The sequence below is a fragment of the Acinetobacter sp. CIP 101934 genome (genome assembly GCF_000369585.1).
Classification (GTDB): Bacteria; Pseudomonadota; Gammaproteobacteria; order Pseudomonadales; family Moraxellaceae; genus Acinetobacter; species Acinetobacter schindleri.
Genome location: NZ_KB850094.1, coordinates 733,984 through 758,898 on the forward strand (window position 1 = coordinate 733,984; position 24,915 = coordinate 758,898).

Sequence of the window (24,915 nt, forward strand, 5' to 3'; positions counted from 1 at the left end):
GTACCGCTTTTCGTAAAGGTAGGATTATGCCTCTTTGGGCATGTAGTCACAAGAACTTGGGTCAAAAACAATATCACTTTAAAGTAAATAGAAGAAAAGCCAGCGCTTTGTCTAACCCATCCTACGACATCTGTCTAAAAATAAAAACAGTAAACAGCCTAGGCTGAATGTGATTAGAAAGCCCTGACTAAATTCATTAATAGATCGTCCAGTAAAATAGTAGAGATCCGATTGCCAAACGTCTGTAGGAATATAGCGTGCATAATCCCAAACAGAAAATAGGCCGGTGAATATCGAAAAGAGCAATAAGCCCCAGGCAAATGACTTGATTTTTAGGCTGACTGCGAGATATTGGCGATGCTTTTTATAGTAGTGCACACTCATCCACAATATAAAAGGTAAGGCTAGAAAAGATGTGCCAATCTGTAAAATCCGGTGCAGCGGATAACTTTGTCCAAACAACTGAAACTGTTGTGCTAAAACTTCATGGAAGGCAAAAGTCCGAAAATCGACGTGGGTCAGACCATCCCAGATTAAATGAGTGGCTGTGCCGATGATCAGTGCTAGACACATCGCCAAGATGAATCTTAAAGCTGAAAGGATGCTGTAAATATCTAAATCATGATAAATACCGATGAAACGGTAAATTACTGGCCGGTAAACCAGATACCAGATGCTACAGAAAGCCAGCCCAATCCAGAGGTCTGGATGAATCAGCGAAGACCATAAATGCGTGATATTTGAATTGCTCGAAGTAAAGAGTCGATGTAAATCGGGCACCATACAGCCAATCGCCAACGCAGCAATCGGTAACCGATTACCGCTTAAACGTGAAATAGGTGGAGCAAGCACAGCATGCGATAAGGTAAAGGGCATAAAAATAATGTTTTAATGTAATAAAAAATATTCAAAGAGCATTCTAATAAAATATATCACTGGTTATCGTAAACGATTGCAAAAATAATGAAATGTTATATTATAACATTATTCTATTTTAGTCATTTTGAGCTTGGGTCATGTCTTTTCATAAGAATTTAATAACAGTCTCTATTTTTGCGGTTATTACGCCATCAGCATTCGCACAACAAGAAAAAGCGACAGTAGCTGTACAAACGCTGGAAACCATCCAGGTTCAGGCCCATCCATTGATACAAACCGCAGCAGATTTTGCGGTTGCGGATCATGTGGTGGATCAAAAAGCATTATCTGAGCGTGCGACGACTATTGGTGATGCACTGGCAGATGAATTGGGTGTCTATTCAAATCAGTTTGGTACAGGTGCAAGTCGTCCGGTGATTCGAGGTCAGGATGGCCCACGTGTGAAAGTGTTGCAGCATGCTTCAGAAACTGCTGATGTTTCGACCTTGTCTCCGGATCATGCTGTCACCGTTGATCCGATTCTGGCGAAACAGGTCGAAGTGATTCGCGGTCCATCTACATTACTTTACGGTGCCGGTACAGTCGGTGGGTTGGTGAATGTCACCGATCAAAAAATTCCGACCCAGATGCCTGAAGATGGTCTGGAAGGTACAGTCGGCCTGCGTTATAACTCAGGTAGTGACGAAAAACTGGCAAGTGCTGGTGTGACAGCAGGTATTGGTGAAAACTTTGCTCTACGTGTAGAAGGTTCAAAACGTAAAGCCAATGATTATATTGCGCCGGATTATGTGGTCGAAGAGCCGCATGGAGATCACTCCCACTTTCATAAAGAACGCCGTGTCGACAATACTTTTGCAGAAGGACAAACAGTCAATATTGGTGGATCATGGATTCATGATCGTGGTTTTGTTGGTCTATCTTATAGTAACCGTCAGGATCAGTATGGCTTGCCCGGTCATAGTCATGAATATCATGGCTGTGTCTTACATGGTGATCATTTTCATGGTTGTCCAACACCTGATGATTCAGATGCACCAGCCCATGAAGAGCATGGTGGACCATGGGTAGACTTAAAATCTGAACGTTATGAAGTACGTACCGAACTGGAACAACCTTTTGCTGGTGTTGAAAAACTACGTGCACATGCCAGCATTACTGATTATGAACACGATGAACTTGAAGAAAATGAAGTGATCAGTAACTTTAAAAGCAAAGGTTATGACGGTCGTTTAGAATTGGTGCATGTGCCAGTTGCAGGCTGGGAAGGTGTAATTGGAACCCAGATTTCACAGCAAAAAATTAATCTTGCCGCTTCAGAGCATGACCATCATGAAGATGGCGATGAAGATGATGAAGAACATCATGTTCATGGTTCAGGTGTGGTAATGCCGGACACAAGAACTCAAAAATACAGCTTATTTGCTTTGGAACATAAACAACTTGGCGATGTGCATGTTGAACTTGGTGCGCGTGTCGATCATCAAAAAGTGAAAGTAGATTCAGAACAGAAAGATTATTCTGGAACAGGCGTATCTGCTTCAGCAGCAGCAAATTGGGAGTTTGCTCCGAACTATAAATTATCAATCGTAGGTTCACACCAACAGCGTTTACCTTTAGCTCAGGAGCTCTATGCTGATGGCTTACATTTTGCCACCAATACCTACGAACTCGGTAATCCTGATCTTGATAAAGAAACTTCAAATAATCTCGAATTAGGTCTGCATTATGAAGGGGATAAACTGGATTACCATGTGCATGTCTATCACAACTGGTTTGATGATTATATCTACGGCGAAACGGTAGCGCAGAACGGTAATCTACGTGGCGTGCAATATACCCAAGACAAAGCCAGATTCTATGGCACAGAAGCACAAGCTGGTTATCAGGTTAATGACATGTATAAGCTCAGTGTCTTTGGTGACTATGTGCGTGGCAAGATTGAAGCTGAGAATGCACCACGTGTACCGGCAGGCCGTCTAGGAACAAAAGTCGAAGCAGACTTTGCCGATGGCTGGACAGGTCTGGCTGAGTATTATCATGTCTTTAACCAGGACAAGATCGCCAGCTATGAAGATGAAACCCAGGGCTACAATATGGTGAATCTTGGCCTAAGCTATGCCAATACGATTGCCGATAAAAATGCTTATCGCGTGTATTTCAAAGCCAATAACCTGCTGGATGATCAGGTTTATTCTCATACCTCTTTCCTGTCAAATATTCCGCAGGTCGGACGTAACTTTACTGTTGGCGTACAGTATGATTTCTAATAAGTTAGATGAAATAATCGACGAAATCAAATAGATGTCACTGAAATCTACTTGAAAAATCATAAGATTAAACCTAGCCTGAGCCTATTGGGTTAGGTTTTGTCTTATGCGTATCTTTCAACGAATTCACAATAAACTGAACTGGTCGAATCGCCGTTATGCGGCTTTGATCATTAGTATGCTGGCCGTGGGTTATCTGGCTTCAGCGATCTACCACACTTATAAGCCTTTGCCTGAAGGTCTGAATTACACAGGCAAACTGCGTCATGCCGAAGTCAAATTTCTGGCTGATCAGACTTATCTGGATGCACAAGGCAAGCAGCAGCTAGATCATCGCATTTTTAATGAAATGCTGAAAATGATTGAAGAAGCCAAATCGCTGATCGTGCTTGATATGTTTTTATTTAATCAGCAAACAGGGGCATCTACGCAGGAACATCAGGCATTAAGTCAACAACTGACGGATGCTTTAATCAGTAAACGTCTGTTGCAACCTGAAGTCGAAATCAAGTTTATTACCGATCCGATTAATTCGGTCTATGGCGGAATTCGATCCGAGCAGTATCGAGCCCTACGTCAGCACGGTGTTGATGTGATTGAAACCAATCTGACGCCATTGCGGGCTTCCAATCCAGGCTGGTCGGGCTTCTGGTATATCTGTTGTCAGGGCATTGGTAATAATCCGGACAAGGGCTGGTTGCCGAATCCGTTTGGTCCGGAAAAAATCACCCTGCGTAGTTATTTTGAGCTGTTTAACTTTAAAGCCAATCATCGTAAAACCATGGTAGTCGATACCGATCAGGGCTGGAAAGCACTGGTTACCTCCATGAACCCGCATGATGGCAGTTCGCGGCATTCCAATATTGGTTTATTGGTCTGGGGTAGCACCGCTGTGGATATCCTGAAAACAGAGCAATCTGTCGGCATGATGTCACAAGCCAATATGCCTGCCATTGTCGCCGGGGATTTTCAGGCAGACAGCAGCCAGCCACAAGTTCAGGTGCTGACTGAAAAAGCTATTTATGATGCGATTCTGAATCTCATTCAGACAGCCAAAGCAAATGAGCAGATTGATCTGGCGATGTTTTATTTATCTGAGCGCAAAATTATTAAAAGTCTGATTGCGGCACATGAACGTGGTGTCAAAGTCCGGGTTTTACTCGATCCAAATAAAGATGCTTTTGGCCGTGAGAAAAACGGGATTCCAAACCGGCAAGTGGCTTGGGAACTGCATAAAGCAGATATTGATGTGCGCTGGTGCCGTACTCAAGGAGAGCAATGTCATAGTAAAATACTGATGAAGCGCAATGCTCAGCAAGCTGAAATGATTTTAGGCTCGGCTAATTTTACCGTACGGAATCTGAAAAACTATAATCTGGAAACCAATATGCGTGTGCTAGGTCAGCCTCAGGCCGAAGTGTTCAAGGATGCCCAGCAATATTTTGACGGTGCATGGTCAAATCTGAATGGTCGTGCCATGAGCGTGGACTATACGCAATATGCAGAAGATTCGTTCTTTAAATACTGGCTATACCGTTTTATGGAATGGAGTGGCTGGTCGACGTTCTAGATGAGAAATCAAAAGGAAGTCGAGATGACTTCCTTTTTTTATCGAATAATAATGGATTAGCTAAACTCACCAGTTGAGCGTTCTTTGGCCCATTCACGCAGGACAAATTTTTGCAGCTTGCCAGTCGAAGTTTTTGGAATCTCAGTAATCACCACATCTTTTGGCACTTTGAAACGCGCCAAATGTTCACGACAAAATTCAATAATTTCTTCTGGTGTAACTTCGAAGCCCTGTTTGAGTTCAATAAAGGCACACGGCACTTCCTGCCAGCGTGGATCTGGTTTGGCGACTACCGCTGCAGTCAGAATCGCAGGGTGCTGATACAGCACTTCCTCTACTTCTAGCGAAGAAATATTTTCACCACCAGAAATGATGACATCTTTAGAGCGGTCAGTGATTTTGGCATAACCGTCTGGCTGGCAAACAGCGAGGTCACCGGTATGGAACCAGCCACCGGCAAAGGCTTCTGCCGTAGCTTCCGGATTTTTCAGATAACCTTTCATGACGATGTTACCGCGGAACATGATCTCGCCCAGCGTTTTACCATCATGTGGCACTTCCTGCATGGTTTCAGGATCAAGCACTTTCATACCATCCTGCAATGGATATGGTACACCTTGACGTGAGTGCAACTGGGCCTGTTCCTGGATGGTGAGATCGGACCAGCCAGCTTGAGATGCACATAGGGCAGAAGGACCATATGTCTCGGTTAAACCATAGACGTGGGTTACATTGATACCAATATTGCGCATACCTTCAATGATGGCTGCTGGAGGCGCAGCACCTGCCACCATAACTTCTACACGGTGATCAAATTTGGTTCTTTTCTCTTCCGGTGTATTGATGAGCATCGACAGGACAATTGGTGCACCACAGAAATAATCGACTTTATGTGTGGCAATCAGCTGAAAGATCAGTTCAGGATCAACTTTGCGTAAGCAGACATTGGTTCCGCCGTTGGCCGCCATGGTCCAGGCAAAACACCAGCCATTACAGTGGAATAATGGCAGGGTCCAGAGATAGGTTGCACGTGGCATCATGCCACAGGCAATAATGTTGCTGGCTGCATTAATATACGCACCGCGATGATGATAAACCACGCCTTTTGGGTTGCCAGTTGTACCTGAAGTATAGTTCAGGCTGATTGCGTCCCATTCATCTTGTGGCAAGTGCCATTCAAAATTGGCATCGCCTTGAGCCAGCCAGCTTTCATATTCAATCTGGCCAATACGATCAGCAGCTTCTTCATAGTTCTCATCTGCTACATCGATGATATAAATATCCTGCTTGATCAGTGCCAGCGCTTCCTGCGCCACAGCAGTAAATTCAGGATCGACAAGTAGAACTTTAGTTTCCGCATGTTCTAGCATAAAAGCCAAAGTCTTGGCATCTAAACGGGTATTTAAGGTATTCAGTACAGCACCTGCCATCGGAACAGCAAAGTGCGCCTCAATCATGGCTGGGACGTTAGGTAAAAGGACAGATACGGTATCATTTTTGCCTACACCAAGCTGTTGCAACTGGTGAGCGAACCGACGACAGCGCTGATAAGTGTCACGCCAGGTAATTTCACGCTGGCCATGAATAATGGCATTCTGGTTGGGATAGATATAGGCCGCACGTTCTAGATAGCGTAAAGGTGAAAGCGCTACAAAGTTTGCTGGTGTGCGTGGTAATTCATCATATGCACTGCCCATTGTTCTACTCCCTGAATAAATAATTATTATTTAATTACTCTAAATCTAGCAATTTTTAGTGATTGTGACATTTATGCTTTAGTCGAGCGTGAATGAAAGATCAAGCTTTTAATATCTATATTTTTGTTTTTATTGAACTTTGATGGATAAAATGAACTGTTACTTTACATGTCTGTCACTATAATAAACAGAATAAAGTTGGGTTAAATAGAATCCGGTGTGAAATTTAGCTTCAAAGACCCGCGCAAATAGATAAAATGACTGGCTTTTATTTTTGTGGATTAGTGACTAATAAAATCAAATTATTTTGCAAGTATTTATAAAAAAACGAGTTTTACAAATTTACATAGACTTTAAAATTGACTTGTTTCTCTAAATGACTGCATGATGATTTCTAAATAAAAAGATATTCATAACAACAAAAATAAGAGCAATTATGTCCGGGTTTTATTGACTTAAAACCGGGTAAAAGGAAGCCGCTATGGAGATAGCACGTGCAGAGATGTGGGCCAACTGGTCAGGTTCCCAGCGATCCAGTCCCAGTATTTTTCATCCTTACAGCATTGAGATGCTGCAGGGGCTTGTGCGTGTCTATCCAAAATTACGTGTTGTGGGTGCAAGCCATTCCTTTAGTGCCTTGGCAAAAACCAGCGACGTGCTGGTTTGCCTAGATCAGCTTAAAGGGATGTGTGACTATGATCGAGAACAGTGTCGCAGTACCTTTTGGGCCGGGACCCGTTTGTATGATGTGGGTGAGAAGCTGGCCACCATTGATCAGGCATTGGCAAACCAAGGGGATATCGACCGGCAAAGTCTGGCAGGTGCCATTGCTACAGGTACGCATGGAACCGGGGTGGAGTTACCTTGTCTTTCTGCTCTGGTTTCTGAATTTGAATTGCTGACTGCGGACGGTCACTTGCTATGCTGTAACTCTGAGCAGAATGCAGATATCTTTGCTGCAGGACGGGTGGCATGTGGCAGTCTGGGCATTATGACCCGTATCCAGCTACAAAACCGGCCCATGTACAGGTTGCAGGAGCAGATTCGACTTTGCTCACTCACCGATCTATATGCAAGCATCGATAAATGGAAGCATCAGCACCGGCATATAGAGTTCTGGGCCTTTACCCATAGCGATAATGTCATTCTAAAAAGTCTGGATGAAACCCAGGAAGAAGCACAGGCAAGACCGGATGGTTGGCTGGATGAGGACTTCATGTTGAACATGTGCTGTGAGCTGAATCGAATTTGGCCAGGACTGAATCCCTGGTTACAGCGTCTGTTAAATATAGCGATCCGGCCATCGAAAGCAGTGGACTGGTCCAGCCGTATTTTTCCTAGTGTACGTAATACCCGTTTTAATGAAATGGAATATCAGCTGCCGGTGAAACAGGGACTGGCCTGTTTTGAGGAGGTTATGGAAATACTACAGCAACAGAAAGCGCCGGTATTTTTTCCAATTGAATTTCGTTATGTACGTGGGGACGATATCTGGCTAAGTCCATTTTATCAACAAGATTCAGTTTCGATCTCCGTACATCAATTTTACAAACAGGATTATCAGGTGATTTTTGATCTGGTAGAACCGATTTTCAGAAAATACGGAGGACGCCCGCACTGGGGCAAGCTGCATTCGCTGGAAGCCCGACAGCTTTGTGAACTCTATCCGAAATGGGATGAGTTTATGCAGTTACGAAAATCCCTTGATCCACAGGATAAATGGCTCAATCCTTATCTGGAGCGCCTGTTCATTCCATCTTGAATGAGCTGAGGAGGAATACAGTATGCTATATCTTGACTACTTTCAGGAACTCCAGAAAACTCTGCATGAGCAAGGAAATGGACAACCTCAATTGATTCTGGATTTGTCTAAGCTGGAACAGAATATTGACTGGTTACAACATAAGATGCCGACCCATCTGAAACCGCGTCTGGTGGTGAAATCATTAGCCAATTCAATATTGCTAAAACGAATTGCTAAAGCCTTTAATACCCAGTCTTTTATGGTGTTCCATCTTCCGCATGCGGTCCATATCCTGCAAGCCTATACGCAGGCAGATATTCTGATGGGCAAGCCAGTGCCTTTGCAATGCCTGAAAAGCTTTACCGAAGATCAGGCTGAGCATCTGCCGAAAGTGCAGTGACTGATTGATTCAGCTGAGCGTCTGAAAAATTATCTGACATATGCCAAGGAGCGGAATCTACAGCTGCGGATCAATCTGGAAATTGATATTGGCCTTCATCGTGGTGGGTTGTCAGATCTAGAGCAGTTTATGCACTGCCTGGCGATTATCAAAAGCCATTCGGAATATCTGAGTTTAAGTGGTCTGATGGGTTACGATGCTCATGTTTCTAAGTTGCCTAGTGCATTATTTCCTCCCATCCAGAGCTATCAGAAATCTCAACAGTGTTATATGAACTTCATGAATGTCATGTGCCAGATGCTGCCTGAGCTGGATCTGTCTGCTCTTTGTCTGAATGGAGCGGGAAGTGGTACCTTGCATCACCACTTTATCCAGACGGTCTGTAATGATGTATCCTTCGGTTCAATGTTGCTCAAGCCAACTGATTTTGATCTGGAAGGCCTAGAGCCCATGCAACCGGCTTTATGGATTGCTGCACCAGTATTGAAAGTGCTGGACCAAATTCAGTTACCTGGATTAGAGCGATTAAAGCGGTTTCAACCGCGGCAACGGGCGGTATGTATTTATGGTGGTTACTGGCGCGGGAAATGTATCTATCCGCCAGGTGCGAAGCCACATTTACTGTATGGACGCAGTAGTAATCAGGAATTGTTGCAGATTCCATCTAGTTGCCGGATTCAGGTCGATGATTATGTATTTTTCCGGCCCGCCCAAAGTGAATCGATTCTGCCACAATTTGCTTCGCTGTATGCTTATGAGCAGGGACAATATCAAAAGTGGGAGAATTTTAGGGAATAACAGGATGGATCATGGTGGCTATCTCCCAAGTCATTCTGAATATCCTGCAAGGGATTGGCAGCAAAGCATGTTTTCAGCCGAGAAAAAAGGATTAACGGTTTATTAAATGGCCCGAGACGTGTAAAATTCTAGGCGATTTTTATTTATCCACCGTTTTTATCTTTTGAGGTTCTCCTCGATCATAATCTCGCGGTGACATGCTCCATTGTACGGGGCATCACTCCTTAAGGATTTCATATGCCAATTATCACTTTGCCAAATGGCGATCAAAAACAGTTTGATCAAGCCGTATCTGTGATGGAAGTTGCTCAAAGCATCGGTCCTGGTCTAGCAAAAAATACTGTTGCAGGTCGTGTGAACGATCGTTTAGTAGACGCTTGTGATCTTATTACTGAAGACGCAACCTTACAGATTATTACGCCGAAAGACGAAGATGGTGTTCATATCATTCGTCACTCTTGCGCACACCTAGTGGGTCATGCTGTTAAGCAATTGTTCCCAGAAGCAAAAATGGTAATTGGTCCAGTCATTGAAGAAGGTTTCTACTATGACATCTGGATGCCACGTCCATTTACTCTAGACGATATGGCAGCGATTGAAGAGCGTATGAAAAAGCTCATCGATCAAGACTACGATGTCATCAAAAAAATGACACCACGTGATGAAGTGATCAAAGAATTCACTGCGCGTGGCGAAGAATACAAACTCCGTCTGATCGAAGACATGCCTGAAGAAACACAAATGGGCTTGTATTACCATCAAGACTATTTGGATATGTGCCGTGGTCCGCACGTTCCAAATACTAAATTCTTAAAATCGTTTAAGCTGACTAAAATCTCGGGTGCTTACTGGCGCGGTGATGCGAAAAATGAACAGTTACAACGTATTTACGGTACAGCGTGGGCGGACAAAAAACAGCTTGCTGCTTATGTAAAACGTATCGAAGAAGCAGAAAAACGTGATCACCGTAAAATCGGTAAAGCGCTAGACTTGTTCCATATGCAGGAAGAAGCACCGGGTATGGTGTTCTGGCATCCGAATGGCTGGACCATTTACCAGGTTCTTGAACAGTACATGCGTAAAGTTCAGCAGGACAATGGCTACGAAGAAATCCGCACACCACAGGTGGTTGATTTCACGTTATGGGAAAAATCAGGCCATGCTGCCAACTATGCAGACAACATGTTTACGACGCATTCTGAAAATCGTAACTATGCGGTGAAGCCAATGAACTGTCCTTGTCACGTACAAGTGTTCAACCAAGGCTTAAAGTCATACCGTGATCTTCCGGTACGTCTGGCAGAATTCGGGTCATGTCACCGTAACGAACCATCAGGTTCTTTACATGGGATTATGCGTGTTCGCGGCTTTACCCAAGATGATGCACATATTTTCTGTACCAAAGAGCAAATCGGTACTGAAGTTGCAGACTTTATCAAATTGACACTCGATGTATACAAAGATTTTGGCTTCGAAGAAGTACAAATGAAGTTGTCAACTCGTCCTGAAAAACGTGTTGGTGATGATACACTTTGGGATATGGCAGAAAAATCTTTGGCAGATGCTTTAGATGCTGCTGGTCTGGAGTGGGAATTGCAGCCAGGTGAGGGTGCGTTCTACGGTCCGAAGATCGAATTCTCATTGAAAGACTGCTTGGGCCGTGTATGGCAATGCGGTACGATTCAATGTGACTTCAACCTTCCAGAACGTCTAGATGCATCTTACGTGACCGAAGACAACGACCGTGATCAGCCAGTAATGTTACATCGTGCAATTCTTGGCAGTTTCGAGCGTTTTATTGGTATACTTATTGAACACTACGCAGGCTTTATGCCACCTTGGTTATCACCAATTCAGGCGTGTGTCATGAATATTACCGATTCTCAAGCCGAGGCTTGTGAGTCAGTCGTCGCAAAACTTAAAGAAAGCGGTATCCGCGCGATTTCCGACTTGAGAAATGAGAAAATCGGCTTTAAGATTCGTGAACGTACTTTAGAGCGTATTCCTTACTTACTGGTACTTGGGGACCGTGAAGTAGAGGAAGGTACGGTAAATGTCCGTACACGCTCAGGAACAAATTTGGGTACCATGTCAATCGATGCTTTCGTTGATCTGGTAAAAACAGCCGTTGCCGAACGCGGCCGGTACATTGTGGAGTAACAGCGATTAAACAGCCTGACCGTAATCAACAGGGCGGTAACAAATCAAACCGTCCTGCGTTGAATGATGAAATTCGTGCGAAAGAAGTCCGTCTTGTAGACGAAAATGGTGAGCAAAAAGGTATAGTAAGCTTAACTGAAGCTTTACGTGCAGCAGAAAGCGTAGAGCTTGATCTTGTAGAGATCGTAGCAAATGCTGAGCCACCTGTTTGTAAAATCATGGACTTTAACAAGCATTTGTTTGATCTTAAACAAAAGCAGAAAGAAGCGAAGAAAAAACAACATCAAGTACAGGTGAAAGAAATCAAGCTACGCCCTGGTACTGATGTAGGTGATTACAACGTAAAACTGCGTGCAATTATCAAGTTCCTTGAAGAAGGCAACAAGGTAAAAATCACGCTTCGTTTCCGTGGTCGTGAGATGGCTCACCAACAGTTGGGTCTGGCTCAATTACAAAAAATTGAAGCTGATGTAGCGGAAATTGGTGTAGTTGAACAGTCTCCAAAAATGGAAGGCCGTCAAATGGGTATGCTGCTTGGTCCTAAAAAGAAAAAGTAAGCACTCATTGAGCGAAAAAAGCCCTGCACTTGCAGGGCTTTTTTATTTTATAGCCATAAAATAGACAGTCTAGTTTCTGCTATCAGTTTAAAGCCTAAAAAATAACTCAACTATGCCGCACATTATTTGTGCCGAAATAATTTTGATCAGGATTACAGTGATAAACATTACAAATATGAGTGAATATGAGTAGAGAAAAGATATATTTTTTAAACTTGGCATAAATTGCTGGATGACTGGCTTATGGCTTTTTTAAATAATCGCGTTGTACCCTATCAGCTGGTCATTTTTGATATAGATGGTACTCTGGTTGATTCCTTTGAACAGTTTATCGAGTTGCTGAATTGCTTTGCCGGTAAATATCGCTATGCATTGATGCATAAAGATCAGGTCGAGCATTTAAGAGCTTTACCACCACGACAGATCCGTCAGGCACTCAATCTGTCAATATTTCAGACCTTTCGCTTAATGTATGACTGTAAACGGGAGATGCGTCGTAGTGGCAAAATGCCAGAATTGTTTGAAGGTATTGCGGATTTGCTTCGCCATCTCAAACAGCAGGGCGTTCGCATGGCAATTGTCACCTCCAATACTCCGAATAATTGCCGAAAGTATCTAGGTGCGGAACTGTTTCAGCTATTTGAGTGGGTCGAAAGCAATGCTTCAATTTATTCGTTGGAGCGTAAAACTTCGGGGTTCAGCCCGAGGATATAAGCGACTGGCGTAAGCCATTAATGCGGTGTTTGCTGTTGCTGAATATAGTGTTTAATAATTCCGATTGGCGCACCTCCGCATGACGCAGCGAAGTAACTTGGGGACCACAGGGCATTGCCCCATAATTTGCTCTTAATTTCAGGATGCTTAGTGCGTAGAATGCGACTAGACGCACCTTTTAAGCTATTCACTAAACTAGAAATGGCGACTTTAGGTGGATAATTGACGAGCAAATGTACATGATCATGTTCACCGTCAAATTCTATCAATTCAGCTTCAAAGTCTAAGCAGACACGTTCAAATACTTCACGCATCGTTTCAAGCATGGCATTGGTGAAAACATCTCTACGATATTTCGCTACAAATACCAAGTGAATGTGCATATTAAAGACACAGTGACGGCCTGTTCTAATTTCTTGACTATTGTTCATAGACTAAATATATTCTAATGATGAAAACACTTAAATTACGTATAAGAAACAAACATTGCAAGGTGCTAGACCAATTGGCATCTGAGGTGAATTTTGTTTGGAATTATGTGAATGATTTAGGATTTAAACATCTCAAGCGTAAGGGTGAATTTCTATCGGCATACGATATTGCAGAATACACCAAAGGTACTTCTAAGGAATGCAACCTGCATAGTCAAACTGTTCAAGCCATTACAGAAGAACTTATTACCCGAAGAAAGCAATTTAAAAAAGCAAAGCTGAAATGGCGTGTAAGCAACAAAAAATCAGCAAGACGATCTTTGGGTTGGATACCATTTAAAAAATCAGGATTCAAGTATGCCGATGGCTGGGTTGAGTACGGGAAAACTAAATTCAACTTATGGGACAGTTATGGTATAGGCAAATACAAGGTTAAAACTGGCTCATTTGTTGAAGATAGTCGTGGGCGCTGGTATGTGTGCCTCGTGGTTGAATCATCTAAACAAGAAAAACCAATAGCAACCAAAGCCATAGGCATTGATTTAGGTTTAAAAGATATTGCCACCTGCTCTGATGGCACAGTGATCACAAACCCTAAATTCTATCGGAAGTACGAGCAGAAATTAGGGATTGCTCAACGATCAAGGAATAAAAAGCGTGTTCGTGCATTACACGCTAAGATTGCAAATTGTCGTAAAGATCATTTGCACAAAGCAAGCACCATGCTTGTAAAAAACAATGCACTAATTGTTGTGGGTGACTTAAGTGCCAGGAAACTAGTCAAAACTAAAATGGCAAAGTCTGTTTTAGATACAGGGTTTTCGGCACTAAAAACATTGCTCAAGTATAAATGCGAGAACGCAGGGGCATTGTTTGAGGAAGTCAATGAAGCCTATACCACCCAAATCTGTTCGTGCTGTGGTGAGATCACCTCAAGTAGTCCGAAAGGTAGGACGGGTCTTGGAATAAGAGAATGGGAGTGCGTGAGTTGCGGTACAGCTCACGATAGAGATAAAAACTCAGCTCTAAACATTCTTGCGCTCGGGCATGAGCGTCTAGCAGTAGGAATCACCCTCCTTTAGGTGGGTGAGGATGTCAAAGCAAAGCCAAACAGATTAGAAAAATTGTGCAGCAATCCAAATTGCATCCAGAACAGGTCATCTATATTGGTGACCAGATCATTGATATAGAATCAGCTCATCGGAATAGAATTGCTGTCGCTGCGGTAACTTGGGGTTTTAATAGTGAATCTGTATTGGTGGCCCATCAGCCACATTACCTGATTCATAGCGTTCAGCAGTTAAAAATTCTGTTATTAACTTCACAATCCAGATTGGCTTAAAAACAAAAAAGGCCCCGAAGGGCCTTTTTAGAACATTTTATATATGCTTATTCCGCATTGACGGTTTTTTCAGTGACTTCTTCCGGATTTTCCAGCAATAACTTTTTGCCAATCGGAATTTGTCTTGGCAATTTTTCTTCCGGAATTACACGCTGCAGGTCAATCACGAGTAGACCGTTAGCATAATCTGCCTGCTGTACTTCAATGTGTTCGTCTAAACGCAGTGATAGTTTGAAGGCACGACGGGCTATACCTTTATGTAGATACTCAGTACCTTCAATCTGAACAGCTTCAGGTTTTCCAGAAATTGTCAGCAAGCGATTTTCAAGAGAAATACTCAATTCTTCCTGGTTAAAACCGGCGGTGGCTACGACAATTCGGTAACGGTTTTCACCATGTTTTTCGATATTGTATGGTGGATAATTTGGCGCATCGCTTTGCATGGCATAATCAATGAAATCATTGAGGCGATCAAAGCCAATGCTGCGGCGGAATAATGGATGAAGATTGATATTACTCATTATTAGAACCTCCTGAGGTCAGCAAAGTTTTAAAAATAAGAAAACACCGCTGTCATGATGATCATCGACAGGGCAAAAGATGGATAGACCATCCTTATGCAGAAATAAATATGTGTTCAGACCGAAAATTTTCAAGAAATTTAAGTGAAATTTTTTTAAAAATTAATTAATTTATTGAAATTAAATTAAAAATTATTTTATTAAGCATTGCTTGTTGTTTTTGACCAGATCCATTATTTTGTTGGAACACCATAATAAAGGTGTATGGAGTATAGGCACGAATGATTGATTTATATTACTGGGGTACACCCAACGGTCATAAGATTACAATCGCATTAGAAGAAATGGGGCTATCTTATCAGATCCTTCCAGTCAATATTCTGGAAAATGACCAGTTTCAGCCAGACTTTCTGGCAATCTCACCGAACAATAAAATTCCAGCTATTGTCGATCAGGATGGACCAGATCATCGGTCGATTTCGATCTTTGAATCGGGTGCCATCTTGCAGTATTTGGGACGTAAAACCGGACTGTTTTATCCGACCGATGAGATTAAGCGGATTCAGGTGGAACAATGGTTGATGTGGCAAATGGGTGGGCTAGGCCCGATGCTGGGACAGAACCATCACTTTAGCCGTTTTGCTCCAGAGCGGATTCCTTATGCAACAGAGCGCTATGTGAATGAGACCAAGCGCTTGTACGGTGTACTGGACAAACAGCTGGTCGGTCAGGACTATGTCGCTGGCGAATATTCAATTGCCGATATGGCGATTTTCCCCTGGTTACTTCGTTATGAATGGCAAGGTATTGATTTAGCGGATTATCCGGAAGTAAGCCGTTATATTGAGCGTATGCAGGCACGTCCTGCGGTGCAAAAAGCATTAGCGATTCAGGTCAGTTAATCTGCGATTGTTATGTTAAGATGTACAAAAGTTATTAAAACCACCGATTCAGGTGGTTTTTTATTGGATATCAGCATGAAAGCATTTTTCCTGAACTTCACTCGAATTGTGGAAACTAATTCTCGAATTTACTGGAGCATTATCTTTGGTCTGGCTGCCTGTTTAGCTTTGTTTGTGGCTGAGATTGTGCATATTCAGCTGGTTATTAATGAGCTGAATACCAAGGATCAGAATATATTGGCTGAGGCAATTTTGCCCTTGGCAACCAAATATAAATGGTCTCGTATCTTTGCAATCATACTCGCTCTTTTCTGGTCAAATATGGAATATCTGAAAGCTAAAAGACAGTTAAGACTGACACGCTAAATAGTCGGATCACTTAGATGGTATTACTGATTCTGTTTCTGTCTGCCTTTGGCGCGGCAACTTTATTGCCTTTGCAGTCAGAAGCGGTATTGTTAGGATTACTGGTCAATAGTAGCTATTCAGCATTTACTTTGATCGCCGTTGCCAGTATTGGGAATATTCTCGGCTCTTGCGTGAATTGGTATTTAGGTCTAAGAATTGAGCAGTATAAAGACCGGAAGTGGTTTCCAGTGTCTGAACAGCAGATGCAAAAAGCACAAAGGAGCTACCAGAAATACGGTTATTGGTCCTTGTTGCTGAGTTGGGTGCCCATGATTGGTGATCCAATTACCTTAATTGCAGGATTGCTTAAGGAAAACTTTGCTCGATTCTTACTGATCGTGAGTATTGCGAAAATCGGACGTTATCTGTTTATTTACATGGCTTATAGCATGATTTAAAAAAGAGGTTTGAAGCCTCTTTTGGTTTATTTGCATTCATTCAGTTTAAACTGAATTTCATCCTTAAAGCTGGATGGTTTATACAACCATAGGGTACTTGCGCGGCGTTTAGTAATGATCTGGGTATCTTTCAATGCATTTGCTACTTGCTGATCGAGTTGATAAATGCCTGAGCCTTTTCTGATCTTGACCTTTTTAATCTCGCCTTTGCGATTGGCTTTGATCTGAAACTCTACTGTTCGGTCGTTTTCATTCAGTAAATCTGTATCAACGTTTAGCTCAGGTTGGTTTAGATACTGGAATTTAGTTTTTTGCTGCTCCTGTTGTGCTTGCCAATTTTTAGAGTTGAAACTGTATTCGCAAAATTCCTGATCCTGGTCAATCAGTTTCAGGTTAAACACCTGATAGCCAATGATCGGTAGTGCTGTTTTATTATCAATATGTGGTCTAACTTCAGCAGATTTCACGGCATTAAGTAGTAGCTGATCCAGCTGCTGGTAACCGGTACTGTCCTGAATGACAGCCTGTTTGATATGCCCCTGCTCGTTGGCATAGATACGTACCACCGCAGAACGGTCCTGACCTTTTAAATCTTCATTGCTATATTTTGGTTTGGGAAACTTGCTCCACTCAATGCGTGTCGTCAAATGTGTTGGCTGCACATCAATGGTCTGTGTGGGCAATTGCGGTGCTTTTTTTGTTGATGCGCTATAGCTTGCTGCAAAAGGGAAGCTCAACAACAGGGTCATACACAGAATACGTTTCATAAGTTTCGGTCTTGAATCAAGCAAAGAGGATGTTCAATTTTGAAGCGCAGTATTTCCTGAATTGGCAATACTGGCAAGTATCTCATTCAAAATAATTTATTTTTCTGCCTTATAAATATTGAAGGTGATAATTAAAAAATCATAATGAAGCCAAGCTATACATGTATTGCTGCAGGAGTCAGAAGTTTTTTGTGAGAAAGATTCGTGGATTATAAAAAGCTTGGATTAGTCAGCTTGATATTTCATCGCGCAATATTTATGGGAAAAAGGATTAAGTGCCTGTCATCTATCTTTTTACTTTTAATACTGCTTTTGTTTTAAACAAAGATGCTTTAGAATATCGGCTCCCTTACCTGCAGGGCGTCTTTGCAATGGTGCAGACGTGCCGAACAGGTGTTCAAAAGAGGTTGTTATGCCTAAGATGAAAACTCGCCGTGGTGCAGCTAAACGCTTCAAAGCGACTGCTAACGGTTTTAAGCGTAAACAAGCGTTCAAACGCCACATTTTGACCAAAAAATCTGCTAAGCGTATTCGTCAATTGCGCGGCTGTGTAATGGTTCACGTAAGTGACGTTGCTTCAGTTCGTCGTATGTGCCCGTACATCTAAGGAGATTATAAATGGCTCGTGTAAAACGTGGTGTACAGGCTCATCGCCGTCACAAAAAAATTCTTGCTCGCGCTAAAGGTTACTATGGTGCTCGTTCACGCGTTTACCGCGTAGCGTTCCAGGCGGTAATCAAAGCTGGTCAATATGCTTACCGTGACCGTCGTCAGAAGAAACGTCAATTCCGTGCTCTATGGATTGCGCGTATCAACGCTGGTGCTCGTCAAAATGGTTTGTCGTACAGCCGTATGATCGCTGGCTTGAAAAAAGCTCAAGTGATTATCGACCGTCGCGTACTTGCTGACATTGCTATGCATGACGCAGTTGCGTTTGCAGCTCTAGCTTCTAAAGCTAAAGATGCATTGGCTGCATAAGTCTTTATGACTTAGAAAAAAGATCGCTTTTAGCGGTCTTTTTTTTGTCTGATGAAAAAGTATAAGCTATTTAAAATATGACAAATGACTTAGTGCTAATGAATGAGAAAGATGAAGTACGAGATTTTCGTAGAATAAATGTGGTCGGTACCTCTGCCTCGGGAAAATCTACTTTTGCTCGTGCTTTAGCGGCAAAATTAGGCTTCAGTTATATCGAGCTGGATAATTTATTCTGGCTGGATAACTGGCAGGAAACTGTGGATCGAGAGTTCTTTGATAAAATTCAAGCAGCCATCGATCAGGCCAAAGATGGCTATGTGATTGATGGTAATTATACTCGCAGTATTCCCGTCAAATGGGCTGAGATCGACAGTGTGATCTGGATTGATTTACCGTTCCATCTCAATCTATATCGTTCCATAAAAAGAGCCATACAGCGGGCAATTAGCAAACAACCGCTTTGGCCAAACTCGAATAATACAGAAAGTTTCAGCCAGATGTTGAGTCGTGATTCCATCATCTGGTGGATGATTAAAACCCACCAGAAAAATCGTCAGCATTATTTAAAGTTGATGCATGCGCCTGAATATCAGCATATCCACTGGATCAGATTAAGATCGCCCCGAGAAATTGACGCTTTTCTGGCACAGCATTAAAGTCCAAAATAATAACCAATCAAACAGATAATTACCGTAATAATAATCAGGGTAATCACATTGCCTGAATTGGATTTGGCAGCATCATGAGGTTTGTGTGCTTTAGAGGGTTTGGTCACATGCTCGTCGGTAGTCATTCCTGCAAATGGATCAGCGCTGATTTTCGGACTCAGTTTTGCAGTCTTGTAGTGATTCGCGATTTTAACAATAAACTTTGCTTTCAGATCATCAATTTTTTGCGAAAAATGACGTAGATCAAGCTGTTGATCTGGTGTTAGCACTTCACCATTTTCATGATAAGGATGCTGGATTTTAGCTTCAATCAGTTCTTCCAGCGCATCCAGACGGTACAGCATGTCATGGGCAAAGTCAGCTGCATAATCGGTTGGTAATAACGCCAGTCGATAAGTAGTGCTGGTATCTGCAGTAGAAGACACACCATAATATGGTTGTCCAAGCTGAGCAGGTTGAACAAGACCTTGCGTAAATCTGGTATCAAATAATTCATGATCCATAAAGGCCTGAATATCATCCCAGTTTGGTTGTTCCAGGTCTGCAAGTACACGTTTGGCCAGTTTGCTGTTGAGTTCATATTGCCAGAAAGTTTCATGACGTAGAGAGGATCGCTGCATAGCAGGCGCTTCATAGTCATTATCTGCCGTATACCATTCGGGTAATTCCTTACCAATAATCCAGGCATTTTTTTTCTGGGCTTCATGGCTGACAATGAAATATTCAAATGGCAGCAGTTCTACATTTACATTGGGATTCTGTTCATCTTCAAGCAGGGTAGAGCGGTGCAGACTCAGACGTTGTACGCCCTGTTTTTTCAAACCTTCCAGCCATACCTGAAAATGCTGCGCTAAAAGATGCTGTGAAATCAGATCACGAAAGGCAAATTGATGCTGATTAAAGATGGAATGCTGAAGCCAGCGATTGAAACTTAAGTCCTGAGACAGGTACTCATTTCCATAAGTTACTAAAGTAAGTTGCTGTTTCCAAATTTGATCGATTGCCATAATGATTTGATCTAATTGATATCATGTTTATTTTATACTTTTTATTTTTGCATCTGCCAATCTAATTTTCATTACATGCCATCTTCATCAACGTGCCTAAAAACTGTTAGAATACGGGGTTTTTTAAAAATATTTCTAACCTGTTGCTTTGAGAGTTACTATGTCACTGGAAGCCCTGACCACTGAAGCGCTCGCTGCGATTGCAGCAGCTCAAGACCTTGCTGCACTTGATCAAGTACGAGTGCAATTTACGGGGAAAAAAAGCCAGCTCGCGGAACAATCTAAGTCGCTGGGTAAAATGGATCCGGAACAACGTAAAGAATTCGGTGCAAAAATCCATGCTGTGCGTGAAGCGATTACAGCTGCACTGACAGCACGTCAGGCAGAACTGCATAAAGCTGCGCTGGAGCAGAAGCTTGCCAGCGAAACTATTGATATTACATTACCCGGTCGTGGCCAGCAGGTGGGCAGTATCCACCCAGTGACCCAAGTACAGGAACGTATCTGCCAGTTCTTTACCAAAGCAGGTTTTACAGTGGCAACTGGCCCGGAAGTTGAAGATGACTATCACAACTTTGAAGCCTTAAATATTCCAGGCCATCACCCTGCACGTGCCATGCACGACACGTTCTATTTTGATGTAAACCACTTGCTGCGTACGCATACTTCTGGTGTTCAGATCCGTACTATGGAAACGCAACAACCACCAATCCGTATCGTGTGTCCAGGCCGTGTATACCGTTGTGATTCGGATCAAACCCACTCACCAATGTTCCACCAGATTGAAGGTTTATACGTTGCTGAAAATACCAGCTTCGCTGAACTGAAAGGTTTGTTGGTCAACTTGCTGAATGAATTCTTTGAAAAAGACTTAAAAGTACGTTTCCGTCCATCTTATTTCCCATTCACAGAGCCAAGTGCAGAAGTGGATATTATGGATGAGCGTGGCAAATGGTTGGAAGTTCTGGGTTGCGGTATGGTGCATCCGAATGTATTACGTTCTGCTGGTATTGATCCTGACAAATACAAAGGCTTTGCATTTGGTCTAGGGGTAGAACGTTTTGCAATGTTGCGTTATGGCATTAACGACTTGCGTATGTTCTACCAAAACGATGTGCGTTTCTTACGCCAGTTTGCTTAAAACTTTTTATTAAATCCTCTCTTAACCTCTCCTTTAAAAAAGGAGAGGGACTCCACGAAATCAGTTGGGGTTCTCCGCCTTTCTTAAAGGGGGAGTTAGAGGGGGATTCTAGAGATTTGAATTACAGGTTTTATATCAATGAAAATTAGCGAAAATTGGCTACGCACATGGGTTAACCCAGCCATCGACAGCGAGAAACTTTCTGATCAACTGACCATGCTTGGTCTAGAAGTTGATGACTTATCTCCAGCAGCAAAACCATTTACAGGTGTTGTTGTGGGTGAAGTTCTGACTGTTGAACAGCACCCGGATGCAAACCGTTTACGTGTAACTACCGTGAATATCGGTTCAGGTGAACCACTCCAAATCGTGTGTGGTGCGCCAAACGTACGTGCAGGTATGAAAGCGCCAGTTGCTATCATTGGCGCGGTTTTGCCGGGCGATTTCAAAATCAAAAAAGGCAAACTTCGTGGGATCGAATCCCAAGGTATGCTGTGTGGGGCGTCTGAAATTGATCTAGAAGACAAAATTGATGGTCTTTTAGAATTACCAAACGATGCACCTGTAGGCGTGAATATTCGTGAATATTTAGACTTAGATGACAACGTGATTGACATCAGCATCACACCAAACCGTGGTGACTGTTTCAGCATTCGTGGTATTGCACGTGAAATTGGTGTGATTAACCAATTGCCAGTGACTGCGCCAGAAATTCAAGAAGTGGCTGCAACTATTGCTGATGAAAAGAAAGTGGTGGTGTCGACTGAAGGCTGTCCACGTTACTTGGGTCGTGTGATCAAAAACGTCAATACCAAAGCGCCAACCCCGGAATGGATGGAGCGTGCGCTTGCTCGTTCGGGTATCCGTCAACACAGCATTTTGGTCGACATTACCAACTATGTATTGATCGAGCTAGGTCAACCGTTGCATGCATTTGATGGTGGCAAGGTTCAAGGTGCAGTTCACGTTCGTCAAGCAACAGCCGGTGAAAAGCTGGTGCTATTAAATGAACAGGAAGTTGAACTGAACGAAAAAGTGATGGTGATTGCTGATGATGAAAAAGCATTGGCAATTGCAGGCATCATGGGTGGTCTGTCTTCATCTGTAACGGATGCAACCACTGAGATCTTCCTGGAGTCTGCATTCTTTGCACCTTTACACATTGCAGGTCGTGCGCGTAGCTTCGGTTTACATACGGATGCTTCTCAGCGTTATGAGCGTGGTGTGGACTTTGAATTGCCAGTGATGGCAATGCACCGTGCGTCTCAGCTGATTGCTGAACTTGCAGGCGGTGAGTTTGGTCCAATTACAGTTGCAGAAAATGCAGCAGTATTGCCTAGACGTGAAGCAATTGAGCTTGAACAGGCACAAGTAGATCAACTTCTGGGTTATAAAGTTGAATCAGACTTCATTACCGACGCGTTAACGCGTTTGGGCTGTGAAGTGACTGTGAAAGCAGAAGGTCAATGGTCTGTGGTACCACCGTCACACCGTTATGACATGGCGATCTACCAGGACTTGATCGAAGAAGTTGCACGTATTCATGGTTATGACAATATTCAAATCAGCTTGCCTGTAATTGATGTCAAACTTGCAAAATACCAGGATCAGTTCGAAGTGGCTCAGCTTCGTCAGACTGCGGTGACTCTGGGTTATCAAGAAGCGATCAGCTTTAGCTTTGCTGACTTGAAACTGGAAAAACAGCTCAACCCTGCAGTAAACCCATTGGCATTGGCAAACCCGATTTCAAGCGATTTAGCGGTAATGCGTTCAACCCTGTTATCAAGTTTGATTCCATGTGTGCAATATAACGTCAATCGTCAGCAAAACCGCGTACGTTTCTTTGAGCTGGGTCTGCGTTTCGATTATCAGGATGCTGCATCGATTCATGACCTGAAACAGATTCCAACTTTTGCCCTGATTGCGACTGGTTCACGTACCAATGAATCATGGCATGGTAAGCCACAGCCAATGGATTTCTTTGACTTTAAAGGTGATGTGGAAGAAATTCTGGCAGCAGCTCGTCTGAATGTTGAATATGTTCGTTCAGAGCGTGCATGGTTGCATCCTGGTCAATCTGCTGAAATTATGGTTAATGGTCAGTCGATTGGTTATTTAGGTCGTTTACATCCATCACTTGAAGATGAGCTGGATTTAGCAACCACTTGGGTCGCTGAACTCGATCAAAAAGCCGTTTTGCAAACTTATGTATCTAATTTTACAGAATTATCACGTTTTCCGTCGGTTCGACGTGATATTGCGCTTTTAATTAGTGATAAGATTAATGTTAGCGAAATTCAGAGACTTATCGAAAAGACTGGTGGTGAGCTCCTGGAGTCAAACTGGTTGTTCGATGTGTACACTGGACAAGGGGTAGAAGAAGGCAAGCGTTCTCTAGCATTTGCTCTTCTCTGGCAGCATCCAACCCGCACCCTGGAAGATGCTGAAATTAAATCAGGCATGGATAATATCCTGCAAGTGTTAGAAAACACTTATCAAGCGACATTGAGGGCTTCATGACAGCACTAACTAAAGCAGAGATGGCTGATCATTTAAGTGAGCTCACGAGTTTAAACCGTCGTGAAGCAAAACAAATGGTCGAATTGTTCTTTGATGAGATTAGCCAGGCGCTAATCTCGGGTGAGCAAGTCAAACTATCAGGTTTCGGTAATTTTGAGTTGCGTGACAAGCGTCAACGTCCAGGCCGTAATCCGAAGACTGGTGAAGAAATTCCGATTTCTGCACGCCGGGTCGTAACCTTCCGTGCGGGGCAGAAGTTCCGTCAGCGTGTGGGAACTGAGCAGGTCAATTGATCTGCTTTTTTTCTTGATAGAGATTGCCGGTAGAAATTTCGATTTTTATAGGCATAAAAAAAGAGAGCCAATGGCTCTCTTTTTCGTACTGAATAATCGTTAGATTATTGAGCAGCAGCTTCAGAAGCAGCAGTAGCGTCAGCAGCAGCGTCAGTAGCAACTGCAGCAGCAGCGTCAGCTTCAGCAACAGCAGCAGCGTCAGAAGCAGCAACTTCAGAAGTAGCTTCTACAGCAGCAGCGTCAGCAGCAGCTTCAGCTTCAGATGCAGCTTCTACAGCTTCAGATGCAGCTTGGTTAGCGTCAGCAGCAGCATCTTCAGTTTTTTTAGCACAACCAACGAAAGCTAAAGTAGTAGCAACTGCAGCAGCAATAGCGATTTTTTTGAATAACATGGCATCACTCTCTAAAAATTGAGATTAAAAAAAACCGACGTTAGCCTGTTATGTGCTTTTATTATTCCTAATTTTGTTAGGTACTAACAACGCAGGAGCAGTCTAACTGGTCTGCAAATATGCTATCACTGCGCATTTTTAATTGCTACAGGGCAAGTTCAAAAAAGTGCAAAAAACGCATGAAATTCATGGTTTTTTTAACAGAAAATAACAATTAAAGGAAAGACTTATATGGGGTAAAGGCGATTTAAACCTCTAAAACTTATACAATTTTTCTTACCATTATTTTATTAATCATAAACTTGCAAATAAGTTTACAAATCATCATAGACTTTGTTTCTTTGTGTAATCAATGTCAACC

24 protein-coding genes and 1 pseudogene are annotated in these 24,915 nt (G+C 42.8%); 18 read left to right on the forward strand and 7 right to left on the reverse strand.

Going from position 1 to position 24,915, the window contains the following annotated elements; all coding sequences use genetic code 11:
• Window positions 1-111: 111 nt before the first annotated feature.
• Complete coding sequence (locus F899_RS03935) at window positions 112-876, reverse strand: DUF4184 family protein (protein WP_005221003.1); 765 nt, start codon at window positions 874-876, stop codon at window positions 112-114.
• Window positions 877-1,016: 140 nt separating this feature from the next.
• Here F899_RS03935 and znuD point away from each other — a divergent pair, with 140 nt between their 5' ends.
• Together znuD and F899_RS03945 are read left to right on the forward strand one after the other, a co-directional pair.
• Entirely contained in the window at window positions 1,017-3,146 is a 2,130-nt protein-coding gene (gene znuD / locus F899_RS03940) for a zinc piracy TonB-dependent receptor ZnuD (protein ID WP_005221004.1), read from the forward strand.
• 106 nt (window positions 3,147-3,252) lie between these two features.
• On the forward strand, window positions 3,253-4,716 hold the full coding sequence (locus tag F899_RS03945; protein WP_005221006.1) for a phospholipase D-like domain-containing protein: 1,464 nt from the start codon (window positions 3,253-3,255) through the stop codon (window positions 4,714-4,716).
• A 56-nt stretch (window positions 4,717-4,772) separates the two neighbouring features.
• Here the strand turns inward: F899_RS03945 and F899_RS03950 are convergent, their stop codons facing one another.
• Window positions 4,773-6,413, reverse strand: a complete 1,641-nt coding sequence (locus F899_RS03950) for an acyl-CoA synthetase (protein ID WP_004889922.1) — start codon at window positions 6,411-6,413, stop codon at window positions 4,773-4,775.
• Window positions 6,414-6,894: 481 nt separating this feature from the next.
• Between F899_RS03950 and F899_RS03955 the strand changes: the two genes are divergently transcribed.
• From F899_RS03955 to F899_RS03975, 5 genes and pseudogenes are all read left to right on the forward strand, one after another.
• On the forward strand, window positions 6,895-8,175 hold the full coding sequence (locus tag F899_RS03955) for a D-arabinono-1,4-lactone oxidase (protein WP_004889919.1): 1,281 nt from the start codon (window positions 6,895-6,897) through the stop codon (window positions 8,173-8,175).
• A 22-nt stretch (window positions 8,176-8,197) separates the two neighbouring features.
• Window positions 8,198-9,355: pseudogene (locus tag F899_RS03960) on the forward strand (alanine racemase).
• 237 nt (window positions 9,356-9,592) lie between these two features.
• Window positions 9,593-11,515: a threonine--tRNA ligase gene (gene thrS, locus F899_RS03965; protein WP_004813026.1), complete on the forward strand. Its 1,923-nt coding sequence runs from the start codon at window positions 9,593-9,595 to the stop codon at window positions 11,513-11,515.
• Between the two features lie 59 nt (window positions 11,516-11,574).
• On the forward strand, window positions 11,575-12,072 hold the full coding sequence (infC, locus tag F899_RS03970; RefSeq protein ID WP_004889910.1) for a translation initiation factor IF-3: 498 nt from the start codon (window positions 11,575-11,577) through the stop codon (window positions 12,070-12,072).
• 243 nt (window positions 12,073-12,315) lie between these two features.
• Complete coding sequence (locus F899_RS03975) at window positions 12,316-12,786, forward strand: HAD hydrolase-like protein (protein WP_004889909.1); 471 nt, start codon at window positions 12,316-12,318, stop codon at window positions 12,784-12,786.
• 17 nt (window positions 12,787-12,803) lie between these two features.
• Here F899_RS03975 and tnpA read toward each other — a convergent pair whose 3' ends face one another.
• Window positions 12,804-13,217 (reverse strand): IS200/IS605 family transposase, encoded by a 414-nt coding sequence (gene tnpA, locus F899_RS03980; RefSeq protein ID WP_004889908.1) that lies wholly within the window; start codon window positions 13,215-13,217, stop codon window positions 12,804-12,806.
• A gap of 20 nt (window positions 13,218-13,237) precedes the next feature.
• Here tnpA and F899_RS03985 point away from each other — a divergent pair, with 20 nt between their 5' ends.
• Both F899_RS03985 and F899_RS03990 read left to right on the forward strand, forming a co-directional pair.
• Complete coding sequence (locus F899_RS03985; protein ID WP_034429534.1) at window positions 13,238-14,299, forward strand: RNA-guided endonuclease InsQ/TnpB family protein; 1,062 nt, start codon at window positions 13,238-13,240, stop codon at window positions 14,297-14,299.
• A gap of 32 nt (window positions 14,300-14,331) precedes the next feature.
• Window positions 14,332-14,559: an HAD family hydrolase gene (locus F899_RS03990; RefSeq protein ID WP_081400747.1), complete on the forward strand. Its 228-nt coding sequence runs from the start codon at window positions 14,332-14,334 to the stop codon at window positions 14,557-14,559.
• Between the two features lie 47 nt (window positions 14,560-14,606).
• Here F899_RS03990 and F899_RS03995 read toward each other — a convergent pair whose 3' ends face one another.
• Window positions 14,607-15,080, reverse strand: a complete 474-nt coding sequence (locus F899_RS03995; RefSeq protein ID WP_004889904.1) for an Hsp20 family protein — start codon at window positions 15,078-15,080, stop codon at window positions 14,607-14,609.
• Window positions 15,081-15,361: 281 nt separating this feature from the next.
• Between F899_RS03995 and F899_RS04000 the strand changes: the two genes are divergently transcribed.
• The 3 genes from F899_RS04000 to F899_RS04010 all read left to right on the forward strand — a co-directional run bounded on the left by F899_RS04000 (window position 15,362) and on the right by F899_RS04010 (window position 16,788).
• Entirely contained in the window at window positions 15,362-15,982 is a 621-nt protein-coding gene (locus tag F899_RS04000) for a glutathione S-transferase family protein (protein ID WP_004889903.1), read from the forward strand.
• A 75-nt stretch (window positions 15,983-16,057) separates the two neighbouring features.
• The gene (locus tag F899_RS04005) at window positions 16,058-16,348 is read left to right on the forward strand and encodes a hypothetical protein (protein ID WP_004889900.1); all 291 of its coding nucleotides are present in this window, start codon (window positions 16,058-16,060) and stop codon (window positions 16,346-16,348) included.
• A 17-nt stretch (window positions 16,349-16,365) separates the two neighbouring features.
• On the forward strand, window positions 16,366-16,788 hold the full coding sequence (locus F899_RS04010; RefSeq protein WP_004889899.1) for a YqaA family protein: 423 nt from the start codon (window positions 16,366-16,368) through the stop codon (window positions 16,786-16,788).
• 26 nt (window positions 16,789-16,814) lie between these two features.
• On the opposite strand, the gene F899_RS04015 is transcribed toward F899_RS04010, so the two are convergent.
• On the reverse strand, window positions 16,815-17,555 hold the full coding sequence (locus tag F899_RS04015) for a TonB family protein (RefSeq protein ID WP_004889893.1): 741 nt from the start codon (window positions 17,553-17,555) through the stop codon (window positions 16,815-16,817).
• A gap of 412 nt (window positions 17,556-17,967) precedes the next feature.
• Here F899_RS04015 and rpmI point away from each other — a divergent pair, with 412 nt between their 5' ends.
• The 3 genes from rpmI to F899_RS04030 all read left to right on the forward strand — a co-directional run bounded on the left by rpmI (window position 17,968) and on the right by F899_RS04030 (window position 19,189).
• Window positions 17,968-18,162, forward strand: coding sequence for a 50S ribosomal protein L35 (rpmI, locus tag F899_RS04020; RefSeq protein WP_004278281.1), 195 nt, complete (start codon window positions 17,968-17,970; stop codon window positions 18,160-18,162).
• 11 nt (window positions 18,163-18,173) lie between these two features.
• Entirely contained in the window at window positions 18,174-18,533 is a 360-nt protein-coding gene (gene rplT / locus F899_RS04025) for a 50S ribosomal protein L20 (protein ID WP_004647525.1), read from the forward strand.
• 77 nt (window positions 18,534-18,610) lie between these two features.
• Entirely contained in the window at window positions 18,611-19,189 is a 579-nt protein-coding gene (locus tag F899_RS04030; protein ID WP_004889890.1) for an AAA family ATPase, read from the forward strand.
• On the opposite strand, the gene F899_RS04035 is transcribed toward F899_RS04030, so the two are convergent.
• Window positions 19,186-20,208 carry a hypothetical protein gene (locus F899_RS04035; protein WP_004889886.1) on the reverse strand — a complete coding sequence of 341 codons (1,023 nt, stop codon included), beginning with the start codon at window positions 20,206-20,208 and terminating at the stop codon, window positions 19,186-19,188. The genes F899_RS04030 and F899_RS04035 overlap by 4 nt on opposite strands.
• A 160-nt stretch (window positions 20,209-20,368) precedes the next feature.
• On the opposite strand from F899_RS04035, the gene pheS reads away from it, so the two are divergent.
• The 3 genes from pheS to F899_RS04050 all read left to right on the forward strand — a co-directional run bounded on the left by pheS (window position 20,369) and on the right by F899_RS04050 (window position 24,162).
• Window positions 20,369-21,349, forward strand: a complete 981-nt coding sequence (pheS, locus tag F899_RS04040) for a phenylalanine--tRNA ligase subunit alpha (protein ID WP_004813006.1) — start codon at window positions 20,369-20,371, stop codon at window positions 21,347-21,349.
• A 138-nt stretch (window positions 21,350-21,487) separates the two neighbouring features.
• A complete protein-coding gene (pheT, locus tag F899_RS04045) occupies window positions 21,488-23,869 on the forward strand; it encodes a phenylalanine--tRNA ligase subunit beta (RefSeq protein ID WP_005221025.1) in 2,382 nt (793 codons plus the stop codon).
• A complete protein-coding gene (locus F899_RS04050) occupies window positions 23,866-24,162 on the forward strand; it encodes an integration host factor subunit alpha (RefSeq protein WP_004813003.1) in 297 nt (98 codons plus the stop codon). The genes pheT and F899_RS04050 overlap by 4 nt, the downstream gene beginning before the upstream one ends.
• Window positions 24,163-24,266: 104 nt before the next feature.
• Here the strand turns inward: F899_RS04050 and F899_RS04055 are convergent, their stop codons facing one another.
• Window positions 24,267-24,554, reverse strand: a complete 288-nt coding sequence (locus F899_RS04055; RefSeq protein WP_004813000.1) for a hypothetical protein — start codon at window positions 24,552-24,554, stop codon at window positions 24,267-24,269.
• Window positions 24,555-24,915 lie beyond the last annotated feature (361 nt).